This window comes from Bradyrhizobium sp. USDA 4473 (genome assembly GCF_054063335.1).
Map to the genome: position 1 here is coordinate 7,967,664 of NZ_JBSSGE010000001.1, position 22,789 is coordinate 7,990,452.

General features: G+C 65.4%; 19 protein-coding genes. 12 read left to right on the top strand and 7 right to left on the bottom strand.

Annotated features, from left to right (window positions below):
• Position 1: 1 nt before the first annotated feature.
• Complete coding sequence (gene leuC / locus ACVW17_RS37335) at positions 2-1,405, bottom strand: 3-isopropylmalate dehydratase large subunit (protein WP_456749767.1); 1,404 nt, start codon at positions 1,403-1,405, stop codon at positions 2-4.
• 143 nt (positions 1,406-1,548) lie between these two features.
• Between leuC and ACVW17_RS37340 the strand changes: the two genes are divergently transcribed.
• Positions 1,549-2,319 (top strand): IclR family transcriptional regulator, encoded by a 771-nt coding sequence (locus tag ACVW17_RS37340; RefSeq protein WP_456749768.1) that lies wholly within the window; start codon positions 1,549-1,551, stop codon positions 2,317-2,319.
• A 120-nt stretch (positions 2,320-2,439) separates the two neighbouring features.
• On the opposite strand, the gene ald is transcribed toward ACVW17_RS37340, so the two are convergent.
• Positions 2,440-3,555: an alanine dehydrogenase gene (gene ald / locus ACVW17_RS37345; protein WP_456749769.1), complete on the bottom strand. Its 1,116-nt coding sequence runs from the start codon at positions 3,553-3,555 to the stop codon at positions 2,440-2,442.
• Between the two features lie 143 nt (positions 3,556-3,698).
• Here ald and ACVW17_RS37350 point away from each other — a divergent pair, with 143 nt between their 5' ends.
• Positions 3,699-4,184 carry an Lrp/AsnC family transcriptional regulator gene (locus tag ACVW17_RS37350; protein ID WP_456749770.1) on the top strand — a complete coding sequence of 162 codons (486 nt, stop codon included), beginning with the start codon at positions 3,699-3,701 and terminating at the stop codon, positions 4,182-4,184.
• 4 nt (positions 4,185-4,188) lie between these two features.
• Here ACVW17_RS37350 and ACVW17_RS37355 read toward each other — a convergent pair whose 3' ends face one another.
• Entirely contained in the window at positions 4,189-4,749 is a 561-nt protein-coding gene (locus tag ACVW17_RS37355) for a cytochrome b (protein ID WP_456749771.1), read from the bottom strand.
• Between the two features lie 446 nt (positions 4,750-5,195).
• Between ACVW17_RS37355 and ACVW17_RS37360 the strand changes: the two genes are divergently transcribed.
• Complete coding sequence (locus tag ACVW17_RS37360; protein WP_456756275.1) at positions 5,196-6,149, top strand: hypothetical protein; 954 nt, start codon at positions 5,196-5,198, stop codon at positions 6,147-6,149.
• A 249-nt stretch (positions 6,150-6,398) separates the two neighbouring features.
• Positions 6,399-7,109, top strand: coding sequence for a type 1 glutamine amidotransferase (locus ACVW17_RS37365; RefSeq protein WP_456798854.1), 711 nt, complete (start codon positions 6,399-6,401; stop codon positions 7,107-7,109).
• On the opposite strand, the gene ACVW17_RS37370 is transcribed toward ACVW17_RS37365, so the two are convergent.
• Complete coding sequence (locus tag ACVW17_RS37370) at positions 7,106-7,984, bottom strand: NmrA/HSCARG family protein (protein WP_456798855.1); 879 nt, start codon at positions 7,982-7,984, stop codon at positions 7,106-7,108. The two genes, ACVW17_RS37365 and ACVW17_RS37370, sit on opposite strands and share 4 nt — an antisense overlap.
• Before the next feature lie 117 nt (positions 7,985-8,101).
• On the opposite strand from ACVW17_RS37370, the gene ACVW17_RS37375 reads away from it, so the two are divergent.
• Positions 8,102-8,998, top strand: a complete 897-nt coding sequence (locus ACVW17_RS37375; RefSeq protein ID WP_456749773.1) for a LysR family transcriptional regulator — start codon at positions 8,102-8,104, stop codon at positions 8,996-8,998.
• 14 nt (positions 8,999-9,012) lie between these two features.
• Here the strand turns inward: ACVW17_RS37375 and ACVW17_RS37380 are convergent, their stop codons facing one another.
• Together ACVW17_RS37380 and ACVW17_RS37385 are read right to left on the bottom strand one after the other, a co-directional pair.
• Positions 9,013-9,363 carry a hypothetical protein gene (locus tag ACVW17_RS37380; RefSeq protein WP_456749774.1) on the bottom strand — a complete coding sequence of 117 codons (351 nt, stop codon included), beginning with the start codon at positions 9,361-9,363 and terminating at the stop codon, positions 9,013-9,015.
• 190 nt (positions 9,364-9,553) lie between these two features.
• Entirely contained in the window at positions 9,554-10,489 is a 936-nt protein-coding gene (locus tag ACVW17_RS37385) for a LysR substrate-binding domain-containing protein (protein ID WP_456749775.1), read from the bottom strand.
• A 196-nt stretch (positions 10,490-10,685) separates the two neighbouring features.
• Here ACVW17_RS37385 and ACVW17_RS37390 point away from each other — a divergent pair, with 196 nt between their 5' ends.
• The 7 genes from ACVW17_RS37390 (at position 10,686) to ACVW17_RS37420 (ending at position 21,879) form a co-directional block, all read left to right on the top strand.
• Complete coding sequence (locus ACVW17_RS37390; protein WP_456749776.1) at positions 10,686-11,672, top strand: hydroxyacid dehydrogenase; 987 nt, start codon at positions 10,686-10,688, stop codon at positions 11,670-11,672.
• A gap of 55 nt (positions 11,673-11,727) precedes the next feature.
• A complete protein-coding gene (locus ACVW17_RS37395; protein WP_456749777.1) occupies positions 11,728-13,059 on the top strand; it encodes an MFS transporter in 1,332 nt (443 codons plus the stop codon).
• Positions 13,060-13,087: 28 nt separating this feature from the next.
• A complete protein-coding gene (locus ACVW17_RS37400; RefSeq protein WP_456749778.1) occupies positions 13,088-14,428 on the top strand; it encodes an MFS transporter in 1,341 nt (446 codons plus the stop codon).
• Between the two features lie 10 nt (positions 14,429-14,438).
• A complete protein-coding gene (locus tag ACVW17_RS37405; protein WP_456749779.1) occupies positions 14,439-15,464 on the top strand; it encodes an amidohydrolase family protein in 1,026 nt (341 codons plus the stop codon).
• A gap of 185 nt (positions 15,465-15,649) precedes the next feature.
• Entirely contained in the window at positions 15,650-16,324 is a 675-nt protein-coding gene (locus tag ACVW17_RS37410) for an RraA family protein (protein ID WP_456749780.1), read from the top strand.
• A 262-nt stretch (positions 16,325-16,586) separates the two neighbouring features.
• Complete coding sequence (locus ACVW17_RS37415) at positions 16,587-19,133, top strand: TonB-dependent receptor domain-containing protein (RefSeq protein ID WP_456749781.1); 2,547 nt, start codon at positions 16,587-16,589, stop codon at positions 19,131-19,133.
• A 250-nt stretch (positions 19,134-19,383) separates the two neighbouring features.
• Positions 19,384-21,879 carry a TonB-dependent receptor gene (locus ACVW17_RS37420; RefSeq protein ID WP_456749782.1) on the top strand — a complete coding sequence of 832 codons (2,496 nt, stop codon included), beginning with the start codon at positions 19,384-19,386 and terminating at the stop codon, positions 21,877-21,879.
• Positions 21,880-21,887: 8 nt separating this feature from the next.
• Here ACVW17_RS37420 and ACVW17_RS37425 read toward each other — a convergent pair whose 3' ends face one another.
• Positions 21,888-22,502: a hypothetical protein gene (locus ACVW17_RS37425; RefSeq protein ID WP_456749783.1), complete on the bottom strand. Its 615-nt coding sequence runs from the start codon at positions 22,500-22,502 to the stop codon at positions 21,888-21,890.
• Between the last annotated feature and the right edge of the window lie 287 nt (positions 22,503-22,789).

The following is a 22,789-nucleotide window of genomic DNA, read 5'->3' on the forward strand; positions in this document are numbered from 1 at the left end:
CTTAGCGCCCCATCATCCTGACATCGGCGATCGCGCCGGCAATCGCAGATGCCGCCGCACTCGCGGGGCTTGCCAGATGCGTCCGTGCCCGCGGCCCCTGCCGGCCGACGAAATTGCGGTTCGAGGTCGAGACCGAGCGCTGCCCGGGCGCCACCACCTCGCCGTTGGCGGCAAGACACATCGAGCAACCCGGCTCGCGCCACTCGAAGCCGGCATCGATGAAGATCTTGTCGAGCCCTTCGGCGACCGCCTCGCGCTTGACGTTCTCCGAGCCCGGCACCACCCAGGCACGGACGCCGGCCGCGACCTTGCGGCCGCGCGCAACCTCGGCCGCGGCGCGCAGATCGCTCAAGCGGCTGTTGGTGCAGGAGCCGATGAACACCCAGTCGACCGGTGTGCCGGCAATCGGTGCGCCGCCTTGCAGGCCCATATACTCGAGCGCGGTCTCGATCGCGGCGCGCTGTGCGGGATCGTCGACCGCCTTCGGATCGGGAATGATGCCGTCGACGCCGACGACGTGCTCGGGGCTGATGCCCCAGGTCACCTGCGGGATGATCTTTTCGACATCGATCACGACCTCGCGGTCGAACACCGCGTCGGGATCACTCGGCAGTTCGCGCCACGCTTTGACCGCGAGATCCCACATCTCGCCTTGCGGCGCATAGGGACGGCCGCGCAGGAATTCGAACGTTGTCTCGTCCGGCGCAACCATGCCGATCTTGGCGCCGAGCTCTATCGAGAGGTTGCAGATCGTCAACCTTCCCTCGATCGGCAGCGCGCGGATCGCACTCCCGGCATATTCGACTGCATACCCGGTGCCGCCGGCAGCGCCAATCTGGCCGATCAGCGCCAGGATCATGTCCTTGGCGGTGACACCGAGCGGCAATTTGCCCTCGAAGCGCGCGCGCAGCGTCTTCGGACGCTTCTGGATCAGCGCCTGTGTCGCCAGCACATGCGTGAGCTCGCTCGATCCGATGCCGAAGGCAAGCGCGCCCAAGCCGCCATGGGTACAGGTGTGGCTATCGCCGCAGACGATCGTCGCGCCCGGCAGGCTGAGGCCGAGTTCGGGCCCGATGACGTGAACGATGCCCTGACCGGGCTGATCGACATCGAACAGTTTGATCCCGCTCGCCGCGGTCTCGACCCGCAGCGCGGCCAGCAACTCCATGCCGATCTTGCTGGTCCCGGCGCGGCCGGGCGCCGTCGACAGCGCGTGATCCGGCGTCGCGAATGTCAGTTCGGGATTGTGAACCTTGAGGCCACGGCTCTTGAGATCGAGCAGGCCGCGCGAGCCGCCGAGATCGTGCAGCAGATGGCGGTCGATATGAAGGAGGTCCGTGTCGTCGCTCAAACGAGCAATGACATGCTGGTCCCAGATCTTCTCGAGCAAACTTCGGCCGGGCATCCGCCTTCCCCTGCTCTCTGCGTTTCCATGCGTCTTGATCTTGTTGGCGTCAATCTGTGCCAAAGTTGTCGTCAAGTGAAGCAGTTTCGGCCTAACATCACATATGTGATGGAGGTGCGGTATGACCCGCCGCGGAGACAGCCATGCCGAACGCGAATAAGACGGCGATTGTCAAATCGGCCATGCGGGTGTTTGCAGTTCTGGAGTTCTTTCGGGAAACCAAGCGGGCAGCGTCCGTGACCGAAATTGCTTCCGCGCTCAAGATGCCGCAATCGAGCACGTCGATGCTGCTCCGCAGTCTCGTTGAATTGAACTATCTCGAATACGAACGAAAGACCCGTCGCTTCATCCCGAGCTACCGGGTCAATCTGCTGGGCGACTGGATCCGTCGTTCTCCGTTCCGCGACAAAAAGCTCACCGACCTGATGGAGGAGCTCTGGACCGCAACGGGCGGCGAAACCGTCATGCTCGGGCAACAGGCCGGCGCCGCGGGGATGCAATATCTCCACGTTGTCCCCGGCGGCTCCCAGCTTCAGTACACGGCACATGCCGGTCAAATACGACCGATGGTCCGGACCGCGCTCGGACACGTGCTGCTGAGCCAAATGCCGAACACCACAATCCGCGGCATCATCCGGCGCAACAACGCCGAGGAGCCCAATCAGCCGGCGCGGGTTCGCGAAGCGGCCTTTCTCGAAGAGATCGAGCGCATTCGCCGCCGCGGCTTTTCCGAGACAGGCGGCCGCACGACGCCGGGCGCAAGCACGATCGGCATGCTTGTTCCGCTGCCGAAGCGACGCGCTCCGCTGGCGATCGGCATCGGCGGTCCGATCGAACGGATCGCGGCAAAGCGCGCGCACATCATCGAAGTCATGCAGAGCCGGCTGAAGGAATTGACAGACGCAGCTCCGTAGCCCGGATGAAGCGAAGCGAAATCCGGGGTCAATCCCTCCGCAGAAAGATTGGCCCCGGATTGCGCGTCGCTCCATCCGGGCTACGAAGTTTGTGAAGGGGTTGGAGTTCTCCTTCCCACGCTACGACGCCAGTGCTTCCTCCGGCATCACGGCCGCGAGATGCTGGCTCTCGGCGACGGCGCGGTTGGTGATGCGGCCGCGATGGACGTTGAGGCCGGCACGTAGATGCGGATCCTCGACCAGCGCGCGCAGCCCCTTCGACGCCAGCGCCAGGCCGAACGGCAGGGTGGCGTGGTTGAGCGCGTGGCTCGAGGTGACGGGTACCGCGCCCGGCATGTTGGCGACGCAATAATGCACGATGTCGTCGACCAGATAGGTCGGCGCCTGGTGCGTGGTTGCCTTCGAGGTCTCGAAGCAGCCGCCCTGGTCGATCGCGACATCGACCAGCACCGCCCGGCGCTTCATGCCGGCAAGCTGTGCGCGCGACACCAGTTTCGGCGCGGCGGCGCCGGGCACCAGCACCGCGCCGATCACGACGTCGGCGGCGACGATCTCCTGCTCGATCGCCTCCAGCGTCGCGTAGCGGGTGCGGACGCGGCCGATGAAGAGATCATCGAGCGCGCGCAACCGCGGCAGTGAGCGGTCGAGGATGGTGACATCGCTGCCGAGGCCTGCGGCCATCCGCGCCGCATGGGTGCCGACCACGCCGCCGCCGATGATCGCAACCCGCGCGGGCGGCACGCCGGGCACGCCGCCGAGCAGCTTGCCCATGCCGTCGGCGGACTTGCGCAGCGCGGCGCCCGCGGCCTCGATCGCCAGCCGGCCGGCGACTTCGCTCATCGGCGCGAGCAGCGGCAATCCGCCATGCGCGTCGGTCACGGTCTCATAGGCGACCGCGGTGCAGCCGGAGGCGATCAGCCCCGCGGTCTGCGGCACGTCGGGCGCGAGATGCAGATAGGTGAACAGGATCTGGCCCTCACGTAGCCTGATCCATTCCGACGGCTGCGGCTCCTTTACCTTGACGATCATCTCGGCGACCGAGAACACCTCTTCGGCGGTGTCGGCAATCCGCGCGCCGGCCTGGGTATAGGCGTCGTCGCCGGCGCCGATGCCGGCGCCGGCACCACGCTGCACCACGACCTCGTGGCCGTGCGCCACATATTCCCGCACCGAGGCGGGCGTCAGCCCGACCCGATATTCCTCGACCTTGATTTCCTTGGGCACGCCGACGCGCATGGTCCGCTCCTTGAAAGATTGGTTTTCTTGAAAGATTGGTTTTCGTTAGGCTTGAGGCTATGCCCCGGCGCACGGCGTTTCTCAGCGATTTCCGGCTTGCTCACAGCCAAATACGCTCATATCCTCCACTTTCAGGTCAGCTCTTGAAGGAAAACTGCGTGGACGGTCTCGATCGTATCGACCTCAGAATCCTCGCCGAGCTGGTCACTGACGCCCGTGCCAGCCAGATCGAGCTCGCCGAGAAGGTTGGGCTGTCGCCGACCGCCTGCGCGCGGCGCATCCGCCATCTCGAGGAGATCGGCGTGATCCGCGGCTACCGCGTCGACCTCGAACCGTCAGCGCTCGGCCTCGTGACAACCGTCGTCGTCACCATCACCTTGGAGAAGCAGAGCGAGGATTATCTCGCAGCGTTCGAGGCCGCGATCGCGCGTTGTCCCGATGTGGTGTCCTGTCATCTGATGTCGGGCAGCGACGATTATCATCTGCAGGTCATCGCCCGCGACATCGCCGACTTCGAGCGCATCCACAAGCAGCATCTGTCGCGAATGCCGGGTGTCGCCCGCATCCATTCCAGCTTCGCGATGCGCGAGGTGGTTCGCCGGACCATTCCGGAAACCGCGCTGCGCTAAGCGCTCAAGACGGCTCGCGGCTCGCGCGCGGCCACATCCGCGCCAGCGTCTCATCCTTCTTGACAAGGACATGCCAGAGCGTCGCGGCGATATGCAGCGCGACCACGGCATAGACGAACCACGCAAGCAGGCCGTGCGCCAGCTCGCCCGCCTCCGCAACCGCCTTGTTGTCGGCAAACAGGCGCGGCCAGCTGAAGGTCCAGAAATAGCGCAGCGAATAGCCGCCGGCCGACGAGAACATGTATCCGGTCACCGGCATCACGAACAGGATGGCGTAGAGCGCCCAGTGATTGAGCCGTGCCGCGAGCCTGACCAGCGGTGAGAACGAGCCCGGCTCCGGCGGCGCCGTGGTCGCGGCCCGCACCATCAGCCGCAGGATCGCCAGGAAGAACAGGGTGACGCCGAGCGACTTGTGCACATCGAGCAGCTCGCGCCGCGGCGACGTGCCGGCCGGCTGCAGCCCGCAATAGAGCCCGATCAGCATCGCCGCAATGAACAGCACTGCGGTTACCCAGTGAATTTTCCGCAGCAGCGGATCGTAGCTGGCCGTGGCTTCCGAGATCACGAGGCGCCTTCGCTTGAAGCCAGCCCGGGGGGGTCGGCCCGAAAAAGGAAGCCGTTCAATAGAGGATCGGAGCGAGCCTGCCTACCGGCGCCGGCGTCATATTCGATCACGATCGCGAAGGCGGGAGGACCCCGACTCTCTCCCCTCGTCATTCCGGGGCGCGCGAAGCGCGAGCCCGGAATCCATTCAACCGCAACACGGCGGCCCGATGGATTCCGGGCCTGCGCCTTCGGCGCATCCCGGAATGACGAAAGAGGTTGCCGCGCGCCAAGCGCTCACTGTCACAAACGCCGAGCCACGCACTGTCACAAAGCCTTCGGGCCACGCCGCACTGTCACAATCGGAGCCTGCGCCACACGCATTTTTTAGTCGTGATTCGCCGCCTTCTATGACAGAATTGCTACAGTTCGATATCAATTCGGTTACACGCGGAGCGGTGAATGAGCATGGAGTGGCGGGCGCGGCCGGTTTCGCTGGCTTGGTCAAATCCAGTGGTCCGGTGGTGGGGCTTCCTGAGCCTCGTCAGCGCCGTCAACATCACGGTCTGGTTCGCGCTGTACCGCCAGTTCCATGAGCAGGCCAATGGCAGCTTCAGCAACACCTCCGGCATCGGCCTGATGATGCTGCTGTGCGCGGCCTATGTGTTCGGCTGCGCCTTCCGTTCGGTGCTGCCGCGCGCCGACGTGCAGCGCATCTGCCTATTCGACCACTGGCTGTCGAGCGTCATGGTCGGCCGCAGCGTCGCCACCGTCGCAGAGGTCTGCTTCGCCGCGCAATGGGCGATCATCCTGCATCAGCTCGGCACCATGACCGGCGCCGAGACCACCGTGACCATCGCCTGGATCATCGTGCCGCTGATCGTGATCGCGGAATGCTTCTCCTGGTATGCGGTGCTGACCACGCACTATCTCTGCAACGCGATCGAGAACTCGATCTGGGCCGTGGTGTTCTTCCTGGTCGGGATTGCGCTGTGCCGGCTGCTGCCGGAGTTTCAGGGTCCGGTGCGCTGGGCCTTCATCGTCGCGATCGTCGGCATCGCCGGCTTCCTCGCCTTCCTGATGACCGTCGACGTTCCGATGTACCTGAACCGCTGGCGCGCCAACCGCGCCGCCGGCGGCAGGCTGCTGCATCCGCTCGACGGCCTGCGCGACGTCAGCCGGCGCTGGGTCGTGACCCACGACATCGCCGAGTGGCGCGAGGAGATCGCCTGGATGTCGCTGTATTTCAGCATGGCGGTGTGGTCGAGCCTCGCGCTCTGCGTCGGCTATTCGCTCGAGGACCAATTGCCGCGCTACCGCACCGAGCCCGCGATCGTGAGCACAACGCCGGCGACCGTCAGCACGGCGCCGGCAGCACAGCACACCGCAACGATCGACGCGGCGGCACCATCGCAGAATTGATCGACGGCTCCTCCCTCATCCGGCGAGACTGCGATATCTTGCACCATCGTCATTGCGAGGAGCGATAGCGACGAAGCAATCCATTTCGCCGCTTGCGGAGCGATGGATTGCTTCGCTTCGCTCGCAATGACGGATTGAGCAGCAGACATCGCTTGCGTCGCGCCTGGGGCTGTCGGCCATCCGGCTTGTGGTGCTCAGTGCTTTCGGGGTAAAGGCTTGATCATCCCCGCGCATCCGTCACCGCATCCCATGTCCCGCATCACCATCATCGAGACCGGGCTCGTCAGCCCGCAATTCCGCGAGCGCCACGGCAGCTATCCGCAGATGTTTCAGCGGATGGTGGCATCGGCCGATCCGTCTGTGACCTGCGACGTCGTGAGCCTCGCCACGGGCGAGGCGCTGCCGGATCCGTCCAATCTGGATGCGATCCTGATCACGGGATCGGCGGCCGGCGTCTATGACGCCGTCGCCTGGATCGCGCCGCTCGAAGCCTTCGTACGCGCAGCTCACGACAAGCGCATTCCGATGGTCGGCGTCTGCTTCGGTCATCAGCTGATCGCGCAGGCGCTCGGCGGCACCGTGCGCAAGTCGGAGAAGGGCTGGGGCATCGGCCGCCACATCTATCGGATCGCGCCGGACAACGGGCTGCTCGACGGCGAGATGCTCGCGGTGGCCGCCTCGCATCAGGACCAGGTGATCACCCCGCCCGCCTCCGCGCGCACCATCATGGCGTCGGACTTCACGCCGCATGCCGGGCTGCTCTACGCCAACGCCACCACGCTGTCGGTGCAGCCGCATCCGGAATTCACCGCCGATTACGCCGGTGCGCTGTGCGAGCTGCGCCGCGGCCTCGCGCCGGATGCCGTGGTCGACACCGCCAAGGCATCGCTCACCGCCCCGCTCGACCACGCCGCGCTCGGCGGCGTGGTCACGCGCTTCCTTACAAAACCTCGCAGCTAGGCCTTGCGCCACTGCGCGGCAGCATCGCGGGCGAAATCGCGATAGGCACGCGGCGCGCGGCCGAGCAGCCGCGTCAGACGCGCCACCTCATCGGCCGTCGCGACCGCGCCGTCGCTCTGGTAACGGCCGAACATCAGGCGCAAATCGAGCGCGAGCCATGCCGGCATCGCGGCCTTGAGACGCTGCTCCATGACCGCAAGATCGTCGCCGCCATAATTGACCGCCCGGCCAAGCTCATCACGCCAGATCGCAGCCGCGCCCTCGCCGGTGATCACATCGGGGCCGACCAGGTCATAGATCTCGCGGCCAAGCGGTGCGGATGCGCGCTCGCGACGCACCAGCTCGATCGCGGCGGCCTCGGCGATGTCGCGGATGTCGACCATCGAGATGCCCTTCGCGCCGATCGGCACGCCATAGGCACCGAAATTGAGCAGCGGCTCCTTCAGCCGGAGATCGTTCTGGATGAAATAGGACGGACGCAGGATGGTCGCGGGAAGATCGAGCGCCTCGATCATCCGTTCGACCGTATGCTTGCCGACGAAATGCGGTACGTCGGCATAGGTCTCGCCCTTGAACACCGAGAGATAGACGATGCCCTTGACGCCGGCCTCGCGCGCAGCCGTCAGCGTCAGCATCGCCTGGGTCAGTTCGTCGGCCACGTTCGGCACCAGCAGGAACAGCGTGCTGACGCCGTCGAGCGCTGCGCGGACCGAATCCACATCAGCCAGATCGCCGCGAACCGCCGTCACATGCTGCGGGAACTGCGCCTTGCCGGGCGAGCGCGTCAGCGCGCGAACCTCGACGCCGTGACCGGCGAGATGGTTGAGAACCTGGGTGCCGATGGTGCCTGTGCTGCCTGTCACCAGAATAGCCATGTCGAATACTCCTTCTTTCGGGCAGACCGTCTGCCGTTGCGAAGAAGCTAGCCGTTCCAATTTTCTCTTGAAGATGCCAATATTTGGACAGGTCGTCTCAAATATGGAACGGTCAAGATGGACCTTCAGGCGCTCGTCGATTTCAACCTGGTTGCCGCGCATGGCGGCTTCGGCCGTGCCAGCCGCATCTCCGGCCGGGCCAAGGCCACGCTGTCCCGCCGCGTCGCCGAGCTCGAACAGTCCCTCGGCGTCCGCCTGATCGAGCGGGGTTCGCAAAGTCTCCGATTGACCGACGAGGGCCGCGCGCTGCACGAGCGCACCAGCGGTCCGCTGTCCGACATCGCCGAAGCCGGCGAAGCCGTGGTGCTCGGCGCATCGACGCCGCGCGGCCGGTTGCGGGTCAGCGCGCCGGTGTTGCTCGCGCATGTCGCGTTCGGCCGGATCGCTGCGCGCTTTGCGCACGCCTATCCCGATGTCCAGCTCGAGATCGTCGCCGAGGACCGCTTGGTCGATCCGGTCGAGGACGGCTATGACCTGGTCATCCGCATCAACCCGTCGCCGGACGAGCGCCTGGTCGGCCGCCGCGTCCTCAACGATGAACTGCTGGTGGTGGCGCATCCCGATCGACCACGGCCGACGACCTCCGCGCGCGATTCAGATGGCATGGCCGTCGATGCCGTTCTGATGTCGCAGACGCCAGCGGATACGGTCTGGCGCATCCGCAATGAACGCGACGAGATCACGCTCAGGCCGCGGACGGTGTTGCGTCTCTCATCGATGCTGATGATGCGCGATGCCGTGCTGGCAGGCGCCGGCGCGGCGCTGCTGCCCAAGCTGCTGGTCGACGACGACATTGCCGCGGGCCGGCTTGCCTATTGGGGAACGGATGCCAGGCCTCCGGTCGAGATCTGGGCGCTGCAGAGCTCGCGACGGCTGGTCGGCGCAAAGGTTCGCGCGTTTCTCGACGTCGTCGAGAAAGCGTTCCCGAACCGCGTCTTCGTTCCGCCGGCCTGAGCGGACGATACGTTTCAGGTCATGCTGCCCGGCATGAAGCAGCGCACGCGCGGGTGGCCGTCGATATAGTGCTTCCACACCATGGTTCGCCCGATCTTGTTCGGCTCGGTGATCAAGGCCTCGTCAGGCACCACAACCCATTCACTGTCGATCAGCACGCGGTAATGACCGTGATCCGACTCCCAATCGGGATCCGCGACCACATATCCGTCGGCATCCGAGCAGCACTGCCCGTAGCCGCTGTGCAGGCTTTCAAACCAGGGTTTCAATGGTGAGTTGGCGTAGCGGCCGTCGTCGCGCGCCAGGGTCGGCGATGTCAGCAATAGCGCTCCAAGCAGCAGTGCCGCACGTGTGATGACGTGCATGTCGTCTCGTCTCCGCAGATTTTGATCCAGCTGCGGGCGCGCGTCACACATCCTTCGCCCACGACATCATCGCCGCGGACGGGGACACGGGCAGGCGCGCCCCAGCACCTGCCATCGAACGATGCAAGAGCAGGGCCAGACCGGATACCGGAAGACTACAGTCGACGAAAGTATAGGGCGTGCGGCACGATCAACGGCTCACTGCCGCAACCTCCGGAACGAGCGGCGGCGCACTGCGCGACGCCGCCTGCAACGCGCATTCGACGAACCGGCGCGGCAGCAGCGAGGCGTTCGAGCGCAGCGCCACCAGCATGCGGCTTTCGGCATCCGGCGTCTCCAGCGGCTTCGCCACCACGTTCATCACGCCGGCCTGCTGGTAGCATGAGGGCAGGATCGAGAGCCCGATCCCTGCTGCAACGAGACTGAGCACGGTGCGCAGCTCATGCGCCTCCTGCACCACCCGCGGCGCGAAGCCCGCGCGCCGGCACAGCATCGCGGCCTGGTCGCCGACGCCGCAGCCGCTCTCGGCCATGCCGACGAATTCATGCTCGGCCAGGTCGGCCATCTCGAGTGCGCCTTTCGCACCGGCGAGCGGATGATCGAGCGGCAGAAACACCATCAGCCGGTCGCGCCAAACCACATGGACCTGCAAATCCGCCGCCGGCCTGAAATCGAGCGGCGGCCGCATGATCGCGACATCGAGCTCGGCGTCGGCGAGCGCGCGCAGCTGCGTCGCCGTCGACATGTGCCGGAGCTCGATCTTGACCCGCGGATAGCTGGCACGGAAGCTGCGGAACAGCTCGGCGAACATGTCGAGCATCGGCACTGATCCGGTGAAGCCGACGCGGATCATGCCGGCCTCGCCGCGAGCCGCGCGGCGCACCGTCTCCGAGGCCAGGTCGAGTTCGCTGACGGCGCGCCGCGCATGTTCCAGCAGCAACTGCCCCGCCTGGGTCAGTTCCACCGCGCGCCGGGTCCGCGCCAACAGGCGGGTGCCGAGCTCCTGCTCCATCGCCTTGATCTGCGTGCTCAGCGGCGGCTGGCTGACATGCAGGCGTCTGGCGGCGCGGCTGAAGCTGAGCTCTTCGGCCACCGCGATGAAGTAACGAAGCTGCCTGTAATCCATGGCTTATTCCGATTCCCTATAAGTGAGGGGGCAAAGCGGTATTTGACCTCAAGGAGTCGTTTCCCGATCTTCGCGCGAAATCACCTGCGGTCCAAGGGACAAGAAGGGAGAAGCGCGAGAAATGCGTCAGGATCAGGCAATATCGCGCAGCGCTCGCAGCGGGTCAGCCATGCATTATCGCGGCGGGCGATAGACCATGGCCGCTCGGTTTCGCGTTCTGGTCACCGGCGACAACCTCGCCCCCGCCGCCGTCAAGATCCTCACCGAGATCGGCGCGGAGATCGTGCTGATGCGCGATGCGGTCACGCCCGAGCGCCTCACGCACGAGATGGCGACGGTGCCGACGCAGGCGATCCTGATGCGCGGCAACCCGGTATTCTCCGCCGCCGTCATCGCCGGCAATCCGCATCTGCGCGTGATCGCCAAGCACGGCGCCGGCGTCGACAGCGTCGACATCGATGCGGCAACGGCGAGGCGCGTGCTGGTGATGGTGGCGGGCGATGCCAACGCGCCCGCAGTTGCCGAGCATACCATCGCGCTGATCCTCGCGCTCGGGCGCGACGTCGTCAGCCTGAACGCGCGCACCCATGCCGGCGCCTGGGACCGCGCCACCTATCGCGGCCGTGAAATCCGCGGCCGCACGCTTGGCCTGGTCGGCTTCGGCCGCATCGCCCGGCATGTCGCGCGCGCGGCGGCCGCACTCGGCATGAGCGTCGTCGCGCTCGGCCGCAGCAAGGGCCGCGTCGATCCGGCGCTGGCGCGCGAGGCCGCCGATCTCGCCGAGCTGCTCGCAGTCTCCGACATCGTCAGCCTGCACGCGCCGTTGACCGATGCGACGCGCGGCATGATCGATGCGGCGCGGCTCGCGGCCATGAAGCCCGGCGCCATCCTGATCAACACGGCGCGCGGTGCGCTGGTCGACGAGGACGCGCTCCGCGCGGCGCTCGCAAGCGGCCATCTCGCCGGCGCCGGCCTCGACACGCTGGCGGAAGAGCCGCCGGCCAAGGACCGGCCGATCCTGCAGGCGCCGAACCTGATCGTGACGCCGCATATCGCCGCGCAAACCGGCGCATCGATTACGCGGACCGGCGTCGAGGCCGCGCGCAACATCGCAGCCGTGCTGACCGGCGGCGAAATCGATCGCGGCAATGTGGTGAACCCGGCGGCGCTGGACCCGCCTTAGCTCTTTCCAGCAACGGCCCGACACAAGAGGCCGGCATCATCACGAGGAAACGAACATGAATCTGGGGTGGCTGTCGAAACTGTCCGCCGTCGAACGCAAGACATTCTTCGCCGCCTTCGGCGGGCTCGCACTCGACTCGATGGACACCACGATCTACGCGCTGGTCACGCCGGCGCTGATCGCAACCCTGAGCCTGTCGCGGCCCGACGCCGGCATCCTCGCGTCGAGCTCGCTGATCGGCACCGCGATCGGCGGCTGGATCGCCGGCATTGCCGCCGACCGGTTCGGCCGGGTCCGCGTCCTGCAATTCACCATCCTGCTGGTTGCGGTCTCGACCTTTGCCGCCGCATTCGCCGACGGCTTCTGGTACCTGCTGGTCGCACGCGCCATCCAGGGCATGGGCTATGGCGGCGAGGCCGCGGTCGGCGCGGTGCTGGTCGCCGAAGTGGTTTCGGCCGGCATGCGCGGCCGCGTTGCGGCTGCGATCCAGAGCGGATACGCCGTCGGCAACGCGCTGTCGGTGGCGGCATTTCCGGTCATCTTCGGCTGGCTGTCGCAAGACATCGCCTGGCGCGTGTTCTTCGCGATCGGAATCCTGCCCGCTTTGCTGGTGTTCTTCGTTCGCCGCTTCGTGCCGGAATCCGCGATCTTCGCCGAAGAGAAGGCACAACGCACCGCGTCGGCGTCGCACGGCTTCTGGACCATCTTCACCGGCGAGCATCTGTTCAAGACGCTGGTCGCGACGTTCTTCACCACAGGCACGCTCGGCGCGGCCTATGTGATGATCACCTGGCTGCCGACCTATCTGCAGACCGGCTTGCACCTGCCCGTCACGCACACCGCCGGCTATCTCGCGGTCAACATCTTCGGATCGTTCGTCGGACCGATCGCATTCGGCCTGATTGCCGACCGGATCGGCCGCCGCAAGGGTTTCATGCTGTTCCTGGTCTGCCAGGCGCTGAACGTCGCCGCCTACACCCAGGCGCCGATCGGCCAAGGCATCACCATCATCCTCGGCTTCTTCCTCGGCGCGTTGCAGGCGGGCCTCGCCTCCGGCCTGATGCCGACCTTTGCCGAGCTGTTCCCGACCAACATCCGCGCCAATGGCGCCGGCTTTGCGCTCAGCGCCGGACGCGGCCTCGGCTCGATCGTGCCGGCGACCGTCGGCATCCTCTCGGCGCGGATGCATCTCGGCGATGCCATGGCGATCTGCGCGATCTGCGGCTACGCCGCCGCCTTCTGCGCGGCGTTGCTGCTGCCCGAGCAGCAGGGCATCGACCTCAGAACGATGGCGGCAGGCGCAGCTCCGGATGGCGCCGAACGGCCGTCTGCCGGGCGCGGGGCCATGCCCCCCAACACCATCCGAAATGGCGTCGCGACCCAATGAACGCCATCACAATGAACGGGAGATTGCAATGAACGGCGCGTCCGTCAGCGAGCTCGAACGACAAACCATCCGCCGCGTCTATTGGCGGCTGATCCCGATCCTGTTCGCGATGATGTTCTTCAACTATCTCGATCGCATCAATCTCGGCTATGCCGGGCTGACCATGAACAAGGATCTCGGCCTCAGCCCGGCGATCTTCGGCTTCGCGGCCAGCATCTTCTTCCTCGGCTACATGGTGCTCGAGGTGCCGAGCAATCTGATGCTGCACTGGCTCGGGGCGCGAATCTGGCTGGCGCGCATCCTGATCACCTGGGGGCTCGTCGCCACGCTGACCGCCTTCGTCTGGAATCCGCTCAGCCTCTACGTGATGCGCTTCGGCCTCGGCGTCGCCGAAGCCGGCTTCATGCCGGGCGTCGTGCTGTACCTCACCTACTGGTTCCCGGCGCGCTATCGCGCCCGCGCGGTGGCCGGCTACATCATCGCCGGCTCGTTCTCGGCGGTGTTGGGCGGGCCGATCTCGACCAGCATCATGACCTTCCTCGACGGCGCGGCCGGCCTGCATGGCTGGCAATGGATGTTCATCGCCGAGGGCGTGCCGACCATTCTGCTCGGCCTGTTCACGCTCTATTATCTGACCGACCGTCCCGCCAAGGCAAGCTGGCTGAGCAAGGAGCAGGCGGCCTGGCTGGAGGGCGAGCTCGCCGCCGAACGGGCCGAGATCGAACGACAGGGGCAGCACAGGGTGATCGAATGCGTGCTCGATATCCGGGTCTGGCTGTTGGCGGCGCTGTTCGGCTGCGCGCTGGTCGGCATCTACGGCCTGTTGCTGTGGCTGCCGCAGATCATCAAGGGCATGGGCGATCTCAGCAACATCCATGTCGGCTTCCTCTCGGCGGTCCCGCCGCTGCTCGGCGTCGTCGGCACCATCGTGGTCAGCCGCAGCTCGGACAAGACCGGCGACCGCAAGTTTCATCTGGCCGCCGTCTATCTGCTCGCCGCGGTCGCGATGCTCGGCAGCGCTTATGTCGCAAGTCCGGTGCTGGCCTTCGTGTTCCTCTGCATCGTCGGCTTCAGCCTGAATGCCGGCAATCCGCTGTTCTGGAGCATCAATGCCTCGCTGTTGACCGGCGCGGCGGGCGCCGCCGCGATCGCCATGGTCAACACGCTGGCGCAGTTCGGCGGGCTGATCGGACCGTGGTGCATCGGCCTGATCAAGGACTCCACCGGAAGCTTCTCCTGGGCGCTGGTCGGCATCGCCGGCTTCCTGCTCATCGCCTCCGCCATCGCCGCCACCATGCGCGTCAAACCGCGCGAGACGGAATTGACGGACGCGATCCCGTCATCCGTTGACACACTGACCACCTCGTAAGGAAGCAACCATGATCATCGACTGTCACGGCCACTACACCACCGAGCCGGCCAAGCTGCAGATCTTCCGCGACAAGCAGCTCGCCGGCCTCGCCGACAAATCGCGCCGTCCGCTCACCACCAATCTCGGCATCACCGACGACGAGATCCGCAGTAGCGTCGAGGGCGCACAGCTCCGTTTGCAGAAGGAGCGCGGCACCGACGTCACCATCTTCTCGCCGCGCGCCGCCGGCATGGCGCATCATGTCGGCAAGGAAGCCACCAGCCGCGAATGGACCACGATCTGCAACGACCTCGTGCACCGGGTCTGCACCCTGTTTCCGCAGAACTTCGTCCCGGTCTGCCAGCTGCCGCAGAGCCCGGGCGTCACGCCTGCGAACTGCATCGAGGAGCTGGAGCGCTGCGTGACCCAGCTCGGCTTCGTCGGCTGCAACCTCAATCCGGATCCCGCCGGCGGCTATTGGTGCGACCCACCGTTGACCGACGAATGGTGGTATCCACTGTACGAGAAGATGGTCGAGCTCGACGTGCCGGCGATGGTCCATGTTTCCTCGTCCTGCAATCCCTGCTTCCACGGCACCGGCGCGCATTACCTCAACGGCGACACCACCGCCTTCATGCAGTTCCTGACCTCGGACCTGTTCAAGCGCTTCCCGACCCTGCGGTTCATCATCCCGCATGGCGGCGGCGCGGTGCCCTATCACTGGGGCCGCTACCGCGGCCTCGCGCAGGACATGAAGCTGCCGCCGCTGTCGGAGCATCTGTTGAAGAACGTGTTCTTCGACACCTGCGTCTATCATCTGCCCGGCATCGAACTGTTGACCCGGGTGATCCCGGTCGAGAACATCCTGTTTGCCTCGGAAATGGTCGGCGCGGTGCGCGGCATCGATCCCGAGACCGGGCATCATTTCGACGACACCCGCCGCTACATCGATGCATTGCCGTTGAGCGCGGCAGACAAGGCCAAGATCTTTGAAGGCAACGCCCGCCGCGTCTATCCTCGCCTCAACGCCCATCTCGACCGCCGTGCGCACTGAACGGCCGCGGCACACTTTCCTCTAACCCCTCATCCTGAGGAGCCCGCAGGGCGTCTCGAAGGATGCAGGCCACCGACGGGGCCTCATGGTTCGAGACGCGCGTTCCGCGCTCCTCACCATGAGGGTCTAACCAAGCAGCAAGACCGAGAACCGACTTCAAGCAATCAATCTCCCGGAGAAAACCGATGGCCATAGGATTTGCAATTCACAAGGCGAAGCGGAAAGTCTCGCCCGACCTGGTCGCGCGCTACCGCCGGCTTCCGGTCGCCAATATCAGCGATTCGATGTCGCGGATCGCGGGCACCAACCGGCTGCGGCCGATGCACAAGGGCGGCTGGCTCGGCGGCCCGGCGCTGACCGTGAAGACCCGGCCCGGCGACAATCTGATGGTGCACAAGGCGATCGACCTGGCGCAACCGGGCGACGTGATCGTGGTCGATGCCGGCGGCGTGCTGGTCAACGCCATCATCGGCGAGATCATGTCGACGCTGGCCGAGAAGAAGGGCGTCGCGGGTTTCGTGATCGACGGCTCGATCCGCGATGCCGGCGCGATCCGTACCGGCTCGTTCCCGGTGTTCGCCGCCGGCGTCGCCCATCGCGGCCCCTACAAGGACGGCCCGGGCGAGATCAATTGCGCGATCTCGATCGACGGCATGATCGTCGAGCCCGGCGACCTGATCGTGGCCGACGACGACGGCGTGCTCTGCGTGCCCTATGACGACGTCGAGGCGATCTGCAAGCTGACCGAGGCCAAGAAGGCGACTGAGGAGAAGGCGATCCAGCAGATTCTCGCAGGCACCAGCGACCGCCGCTGGGTCGACGAGGCCCTGCAGCGGCTCGGCTGCGAGTTCAAGGACTGACATGATACCGCTGCCCAAGAGGTGGGAATGCCTACCTCTTGGGCAGCAACCGGCGAAACGTCACTGGAATCCCCTGATCAGCGGCCCATGACGCCTCACGGCGCCGAGCATCGGGAATTTTTCCCGATCGAACCGGGAAAGAATCCCGCCCGCTCGGGACTGATCTTGTTTGCCAAAGCCACAGCGCTCCCGCAGTCTGAAAGCCAAGGGTCGCAAAGGTTCGTCGGGGATAAAAGCGAACCGCGACCATGGGGTGGGCGTCATGGCTGGTACGGTGTTGCGTACGGCAACACGATTTTTATCCGAGTCGGCCGCCGCGCGCGGCGCTGCGGCCATACTCACCGCCATCGGGGCCGTAGCGCCGCTGACGATCGCGCATGCCCAGGCCCCCGCCCCTGCCGAGCTGCCGCCGGTCAACGTCATTGCCCCCTCGCCCCTGTCCGGCACGCGCAGCATCAAGCCCGCCTCCCGGCCGGCGGCGCGCCCCACACGGACCGCGCGGACGCGCGCCGCGCCGGTTCAAACCGCAGCCGCACCGGAAGGCGGGGCCGGGGTCCCCGGCCCCTCCGACCGCGACTCCAGCCTGATCGATCGCGACAAGGTTCCGTCCAACACCGAGGTGCTGACCTCGGCGGACTTCAGTCGCAACTATTCGACCAACTTCCTGGATTCGGTGAACCGCAAGCTGCCCGGCGTCACGCTCACCGACCAGACCGGCAATCCGTTCCAGCGCAATCTCGACTACCGCGGCTTCGTCGCCTCGCCGGTGCAGGGAACGCCCCAGGGCATTGCGGTCTATCAGAACGGCGTCCGCATCAACGAATCCTGGGGCGACGTGGTCAACTGGGACTTCATCCCGGAGAAGGCCATCGACAGCGTCGCATTGTTTCCCAACAACCCGGTGTTCGGCCTCAACGCGATCGGCGGCGCGCTCAGCATCCAGATGAAGAACGGCTTCACCTATCAGGGTGCAGAAGCCGAGGCGTTCGGCGGCTCCTACGGCCGCGTGCAGGGTAGCGTGCAGGCCGGCGGCCAGAAGGACAACGTCTCGGCCTACGCCGCGTTCGAATCCGCCTATGACCGCGGCTGGCGCGACCATGCCAACTCCTCGCACGTCAATCGGATGTATGTCGACATCGGCGCTCGCAACGACCAGACCGAATTCCACGTCAACTTCAGCGGCGCCGACAACCTGCTCGGCAATGTCGTGGCAACGCCGATTCAGATGCTCAACCAGCGCTGGTCGAGCGTCTACACCTGGCCGCAATCGACGTTGCTGCAGCTCGCCTTCGTCAACGCGACGCTGAGCCATAATTTCTCGGACACCTGGTCGTTCCAGGGCAACGCCTATTTCCGCGGCTTCCGGCAGTCGCATATCGACGGCAACGGCACCAATGTGCAATCGTGCGAAGGGGGGGCCAGCCTGTGCATCGGCGACGGCCTTCCGATTTTTGGCTCCGCGGGAGGCCCGTCCGTTCCGAACACGCTGGGCGACGCTTTCCTCGGTGAACTCGACCGCAACCGGGCTGCCACCAACAGCTTCGGCGGCACAGCGCAGCTCACCAACTCCGACAGGCTGTTCGGACACGACAACCACGTCGTGATGGGCGTTAGCGTCGACCACGGCAACACAAAATTCACGGCGGCCAGCGAACTCGCAACGATCGATCCCAGCAACCTGTTCGTGACCGGCACCGGCGTCTTCATCAACCAGCCCGACGCCGGCCTGAGCCCGGTCGATCTGCGCGCCACCAACACCTATGCCGGCGTCTATCTCACCGACACTTTCGACGTGACGAACAAATTCTCGGTCACTGCGGGTGGGCGGTTCAACTTTGCTCAGATCGATTTGCAGGACCAGACCGGGACCAATCCGCTGCTCACCAGCAGCAACAGCTTTCAGCGATTCAATCCGGTGATCGGCGGCACCTACAAGATCACGCCGAACCTCACCGCCTATGCCGGCTATTCGGAAGCCAACCGCGCGCCGACACCGCTGGAGCTCGGCTGCTCCGATCCCAACCACCCCTGCATGATCGACAGCTTCCTGGTATCCGACCCGCCGCTCAAGCAGGTGGTCGCGCACACCGTCGAGGCCGGCCTGCGCGGCAGCTGGGGCCGCGATGCCAGGACCGGCATGCTGAGCTGGGGACTGGGTGTCTTCCGGACTCTGTCGGACGACGACATCATCGAAGTGGCAAGCCCGCTCGGCGTCAACAATTTCGGCTTCTTCCAGAATGCCGGGCAGACCTTGCGGCGAGGCATCGAGGCCAAGCTCGACTATCGCATCGATCGCTGGAACGCCTACGCCAACTACACCTATGTCGACGCGACCTACCGAAGCGCGATCACGCTGTCCTCGCCGAACAATCCGAACGCCCTGACCAACGACGCCGGCGCGGAATTTGTCAACGTCAATCCGGGTGACCACATCCCGGGCATTCCAGCACACCGCTTCAAGGCCGGCGTCGACTACAACGTGACCGATGCATGGAAGCTCGGCGCCGACGTCAACGTCGTCGGCAGCCAGTGGATCATCCATGATGACACCAACCAGAGTCCGAAGGTGCCGGCCTACTCGGTCGTCAATCTGCACACCTCGTATCAGATCACGCCGAACATCGAGGTGTTCGGCCTGATCAACAACGTGTTCAACCAGCACTATTATCTGAGCGGCGCGTTCTATCAGACCGGCGGCTTTGCCAGTGCCGGCTCGGCTCCGAACCTGATGGCGCAACTGAGCGATCCCCGCACCTTCGTACCCGGCATGCCGCTCGCGGCTTACGCCGGCATCAGGGCGAAGTTCTGAGGCCGGCGAGCGGGAATTTTTCCCGATCGCGAAGCTGGAAATCTTCCCGACAGCTGCTGAAAACAATCCCGGACGCTCGGGACAAATCTTGTTTGCCAAGCCTGTGCCGCTCCCGCAGTCTTCAGATGCAGGGTTCGACGGGGACAACTGCGAACCGAAGGTTTAGGGGCGGAGCGTCATGGCTGGTACGTTGTTGCGTACGGCAACACGATATTTGTTGTCTTCATCTCATACCGGCGGAACGGCAGCCGTGCTGGCCGTCCTTGCAGTCGCGCCGCCAACGATCCTGCACGCCCAAACGGCGGCCGCGCCGGCCGCAACCGAGCTGCCGCCCGTCACCGTGATCGCCACCTCGCCGTTGTCAGGCACCCGCAGCATCAAGCCCGCGTCTCGGCCGGTGGCGCGGACATCGCGAACCGCGCGAATCCGCGCCGCGCCGGCGCAGACCGCGGCGGCGCCGGAAGGCAGCACCGGAATGCCCGGCCCCTCCGACCGCGACTCCAGCCTGCTCGACCGCGACAAGATCCCGTCCAACACCGAAGTGCTGACCTCGGCGGATTTCAGCCGCAACTATTCGACCAACTTTTTGGACTCGGTGAACCGCAAGCTGCCCGGCGTCACGCTCACCGATCAGACCGGCAATCCGTTTCAGCGCAGTCTCGACTATCGCGGCTTCACCGCCTCGCCGGTGCAGGGCACGCCGCAGGGCATCGCGGTCTATCAGAACGGTGTGCGCATCAACGAGTCCTGGGGCGACGTGGTCAACTGGGACTTCATCCCGGAGAAGGCCATCGACCAGGTTTCGCTGGTTCCCAACAACCCGGTGTTCGGCCTCAACGCAATCGGCGGCGCGCTCAGCATTCAGATGAAGAACGGCTTTACCTATCAAGGTATCGAGGCTGAAACGTTCGGCGGCTCCTACGGCCGCGTGCAGGGCAGCGTGCAGGCCGGCGGCCAGAAGGACAACATCTCGGCCTATGCAGCATTCGAATCCGCCTATGACCGCGGCTGGCGCGACTATGCCAATTCCTCGCACGTCAACCGCATGTATGTCGACATCGGCGCGCGTAACGACCAGACCGAATTCCACATCAACTTCACCGGCGCCGACAATCTGCTCGGCAATGTCGCGGCGACGCCGGTCGAGATGCTCAACCAGCGCTGGTCGAGCGTCTACACCTGGCCGCAATCGACACTGCTGCAGCTCGCCTTCGTCAACGCGACGCTGAACCATACGATTTCGGACACCTGGTCGTTCCAGGGCAACGCCTATTTCCGCGGCTTCTGGCAGTCCCATGTCGACGGCAACGGCACCGACGTCGAAGGATGCAACAGGGGGCGCAACCTGTGCATCGACGGCAACAACGACAATGACCCGATCTACGGTCCGGTCGGCGGTCCGCCGGTCCCCAATACGCTCGGCACTGTCTTCCTTGGCGAGCTCGACCGCAACCGGGTCGACACCAAGAGCTTCGGCGGCACGGCGCAGCTCACCAACACCGACCAGCTGTTCGGCCACGACAACCACGTGGTGATGGGCGTCAGCGTCGACCACGGCTTCACCAAGTTCAATGCCAGCAGCGAATTGGGCACGGTCGACCAGAACCTGTTCGTGACCGGCACCGGCATCTTCATCAACCAGCCCGACGCCGGCCTCAGCCCGGTCGACCTGCACGCCAGCAACACCTATGCCGGCGTCTATCTCACCAACACCTTCGACGTGACCGACAAATTCTCGATCACCGCCGGCGGACGGTTCAACTTCGCCCAGATCGATCTGCAGGACCAGACCGGGACCAACGACCTGCTCAACAGCAGCAACCACTTCCAGCGCTTCAACCCGGTGATCGGCGGCACCTACAAAATCACGCCGAACCTCACCGCCTATGCCGGCTATTCGGAAGCCAACCGCGCACCGACGCCGCTCGAGCTCGGCTGCTCCGATCCCAACCATCCCTGCATGATCGACAGCTTCCTGGTGGCCGATCCGCCGCTCAAGCAGGTGGTGTCGCATACCGTCGAGGCCGGCCTGCGCGGCAGCTGGGGCCGCGACGCCAGAACCGGCATGCTGAGCTGGGGGCTGGGCGCGTTCCGCACCTTGTCCGACGACGACATCATCCAGGTGGCGAGCCCGCTCGGCGTCAACAATTTCGGCTTCTTCCAGAATGCCGGGCAGACCTTGCGGCAGGGCATCGAGGCCAAGCTCGACTACCGCGTCAATCGCTGGAACGCCTACGCCAGCTACACCTATGTCAACGCGACCTATCAAAGCGCGATCACGCTGTTCTCGCCGAACAATCCGAACGCGGTAACCGATCCGAACAATTCGGATGTCTCCTATGTCAACGTCAAGCCGGGCGACCAGATCCCGGGCATTCCCGCGCACCGCGTCAAGGCCGGTGTCGACTACAACGTCACCGATGCGTGGAAGGTCGGCGCCGACGTCAACGTCGTCGGCAGCCAGTGGATCATCCATGACGACACCAACCAGAGCCCGAAGATCCCGGCCTATTCCGTCGTCAATCTGCACACCTCGTATCAGATCACCCCGAACATCGAGGTGTTCGGTCTGATCAACAACGTTTTCAACCAGCGTTATTATCTGAGCGGCGCGTTCTACGAGACCGGCGGCTTCGCCAGCACGACGCGCGGCGTCACCAACCTGATGGCCCAGCTCAGCGATCCCCGCACGTTCGTGCCCGGCATGCCGCTCGCCGCCTATGCCGGCATCAGGGCGAAGTTCTAGGCTTGAAGCTAGCGGCCGCCGAACAGGACCGACTGGCCGGGCAACAATTGCGAATGAATGTCGCTGTCCATCCGCTCCGCCCCCTGCTGGGTGAAGCTGGCCCCAAGCGACAGGGTGACATTCGAGGTCGGGCGGAACTCGACACCCGCCCGCGCCGAATAGCCGGCGTTGACGCCGGGATTGCCGCTGAACGGCGCCGCCGGTCCGCCGGCGCCGGGCGGATTGTATTTCAGGCTGTCGAAGCCGGCGAAGAAGGTCACGGGCGTGTTGCCGACACCCTTGAAATTGTAGCCGACCTGCGCGCCCTGATAGTCCAGCGAACCGAACGCCGCCGATTGGCCGAGCGCGCTCCAGCCGGCACGACCGCCTTCGCTGCCGACGAACCAGCCGTCCGGCCGCCCGTTCAGATACGCGGCGCCGCCCTGCGCGCTGGTCGCGTCAAAACCCGGAAAATTGCCGTAGGTGTCCGCCTTCTGGCCGTCCGCCAGGCTGCCGCCGAAGCCGAACAGCGAGCCCGGCGTCCAGTAGCGCACCGGGCCGGCCTGCGCATGGGCCTGCTGGCCGCCGAGGCACAGCACCAATAGTGGAATTGCGAGGCCAAGTTTGCTTACGAAAGCGGACATCAGCTTACCGTCATGTGGTTGTCGATCATACCCTTCTGAGGTCGAGAATGCCAGCGCACGACCTCCAGCAGGACGCAACAGACTAGTGCTGGCGCCCCTCGCCATGGAGCGATCGCTCGCGGAAACATTGCTGTCGGGGACCGGCGTCCCGTGCCGGCCGCGATGTGGCAAAATCGTCCGATCGCCTGGAAATTGATCACCTCGCCCAGCAATGCGGATTGACAGCCCAGCACGTTTTCGAAACTGTGCGACACCGCGTCGCAGCTGCCATCCGTAGGTCTTGTGAC

Excerpts from the sequence above, each read along its gene's own strand:
- ACVW17_RS37415 (WP_456749781.1), top strand. The coding sequence starts at position 16,587 with ATGGCTGGTACGGTGTTGCGTACGGCAACACGATTTTTATCCGAGTCG.
- ACVW17_RS37340 (WP_456749768.1), top strand. The coding sequence starts at position 1,549 with ATGCCGAACGCGAATAAGACGGCGATTGTCAAATCGGCCATGCGGGTG.
- ACVW17_RS37365 (WP_456798854.1), top strand. The coding sequence starts at position 6,399 with ATGTCCCGCATCACCATCATCGAGACCGGGCTCGTCAGCCCGCAATTC.
- ACVW17_RS37425 (WP_456749783.1), bottom strand. The coding sequence starts at position 22,502 with ATGTCCGCTTTCGTAAGCAAACTTGGCCTCGCAATTCCACTATTGGTG.
- ald (WP_456749769.1), bottom strand. The coding sequence starts at position 3,555 with ATGCGCGTCGGCGTGCCCAAGGAAATCAAGGTCGAGGAATATCGGGTC.
- ACVW17_RS37390 (WP_456749776.1), top strand. The coding sequence starts at position 10,686 with ATGGCCGCTCGGTTTCGCGTTCTGGTCACCGGCGACAACCTCGCCCCC.
- ACVW17_RS37380 (WP_456749774.1), bottom strand. The coding sequence starts at position 9,363 with ATGCACGTCATCACACGTGCGGCACTGCTGCTTGGAGCGCTATTGCTG.
- ACVW17_RS37375 (WP_456749773.1), top strand. The coding sequence starts at position 8,102 with ATGGACCTTCAGGCGCTCGTCGATTTCAACCTGGTTGCCGCGCATGGC.
- ACVW17_RS37360 (WP_456756275.1), top strand. The coding sequence starts at position 5,196 with ATGGAGTGGCGGGCGCGGCCGGTTTCGCTGGCTTGGTCAAATCCAGTG.
- ACVW17_RS37385 (WP_456749775.1), bottom strand. The coding sequence starts at position 10,489 with ATGGATTACAGGCAGCTTCGTTACTTCATCGCGGTGGCCGAAGAGCTC.
- ACVW17_RS37410 (WP_456749780.1), top strand. The coding sequence starts at position 15,650 with ATGGCCATAGGATTTGCAATTCACAAGGCGAAGCGGAAAGTCTCGCCC.
- ACVW17_RS37405 (WP_456749779.1), top strand. The coding sequence starts at position 14,439 with ATGATCATCGACTGTCACGGCCACTACACCACCGAGCCGGCCAAGCTG.
- ACVW17_RS37400 (WP_456749778.1), top strand. The coding sequence starts at position 13,088 with ATGAACGGCGCGTCCGTCAGCGAGCTCGAACGACAAACCATCCGCCGC.
- leuC (WP_456749767.1), bottom strand. The coding sequence starts at position 1,405 with ATGCCCGGCCGAAGTTTGCTCGAGAAGATCTGGGACCAGCATGTCATT.
- ACVW17_RS37395 (WP_456749777.1), top strand. The coding sequence starts at position 11,728 with ATGAATCTGGGGTGGCTGTCGAAACTGTCCGCCGTCGAACGCAAGACA.
- ACVW17_RS37370 (WP_456798855.1), bottom strand. The coding sequence starts at position 7,984 with ATGGCTATTCTGGTGACAGGCAGCACAGGCACCATCGGCACCCAGGTT.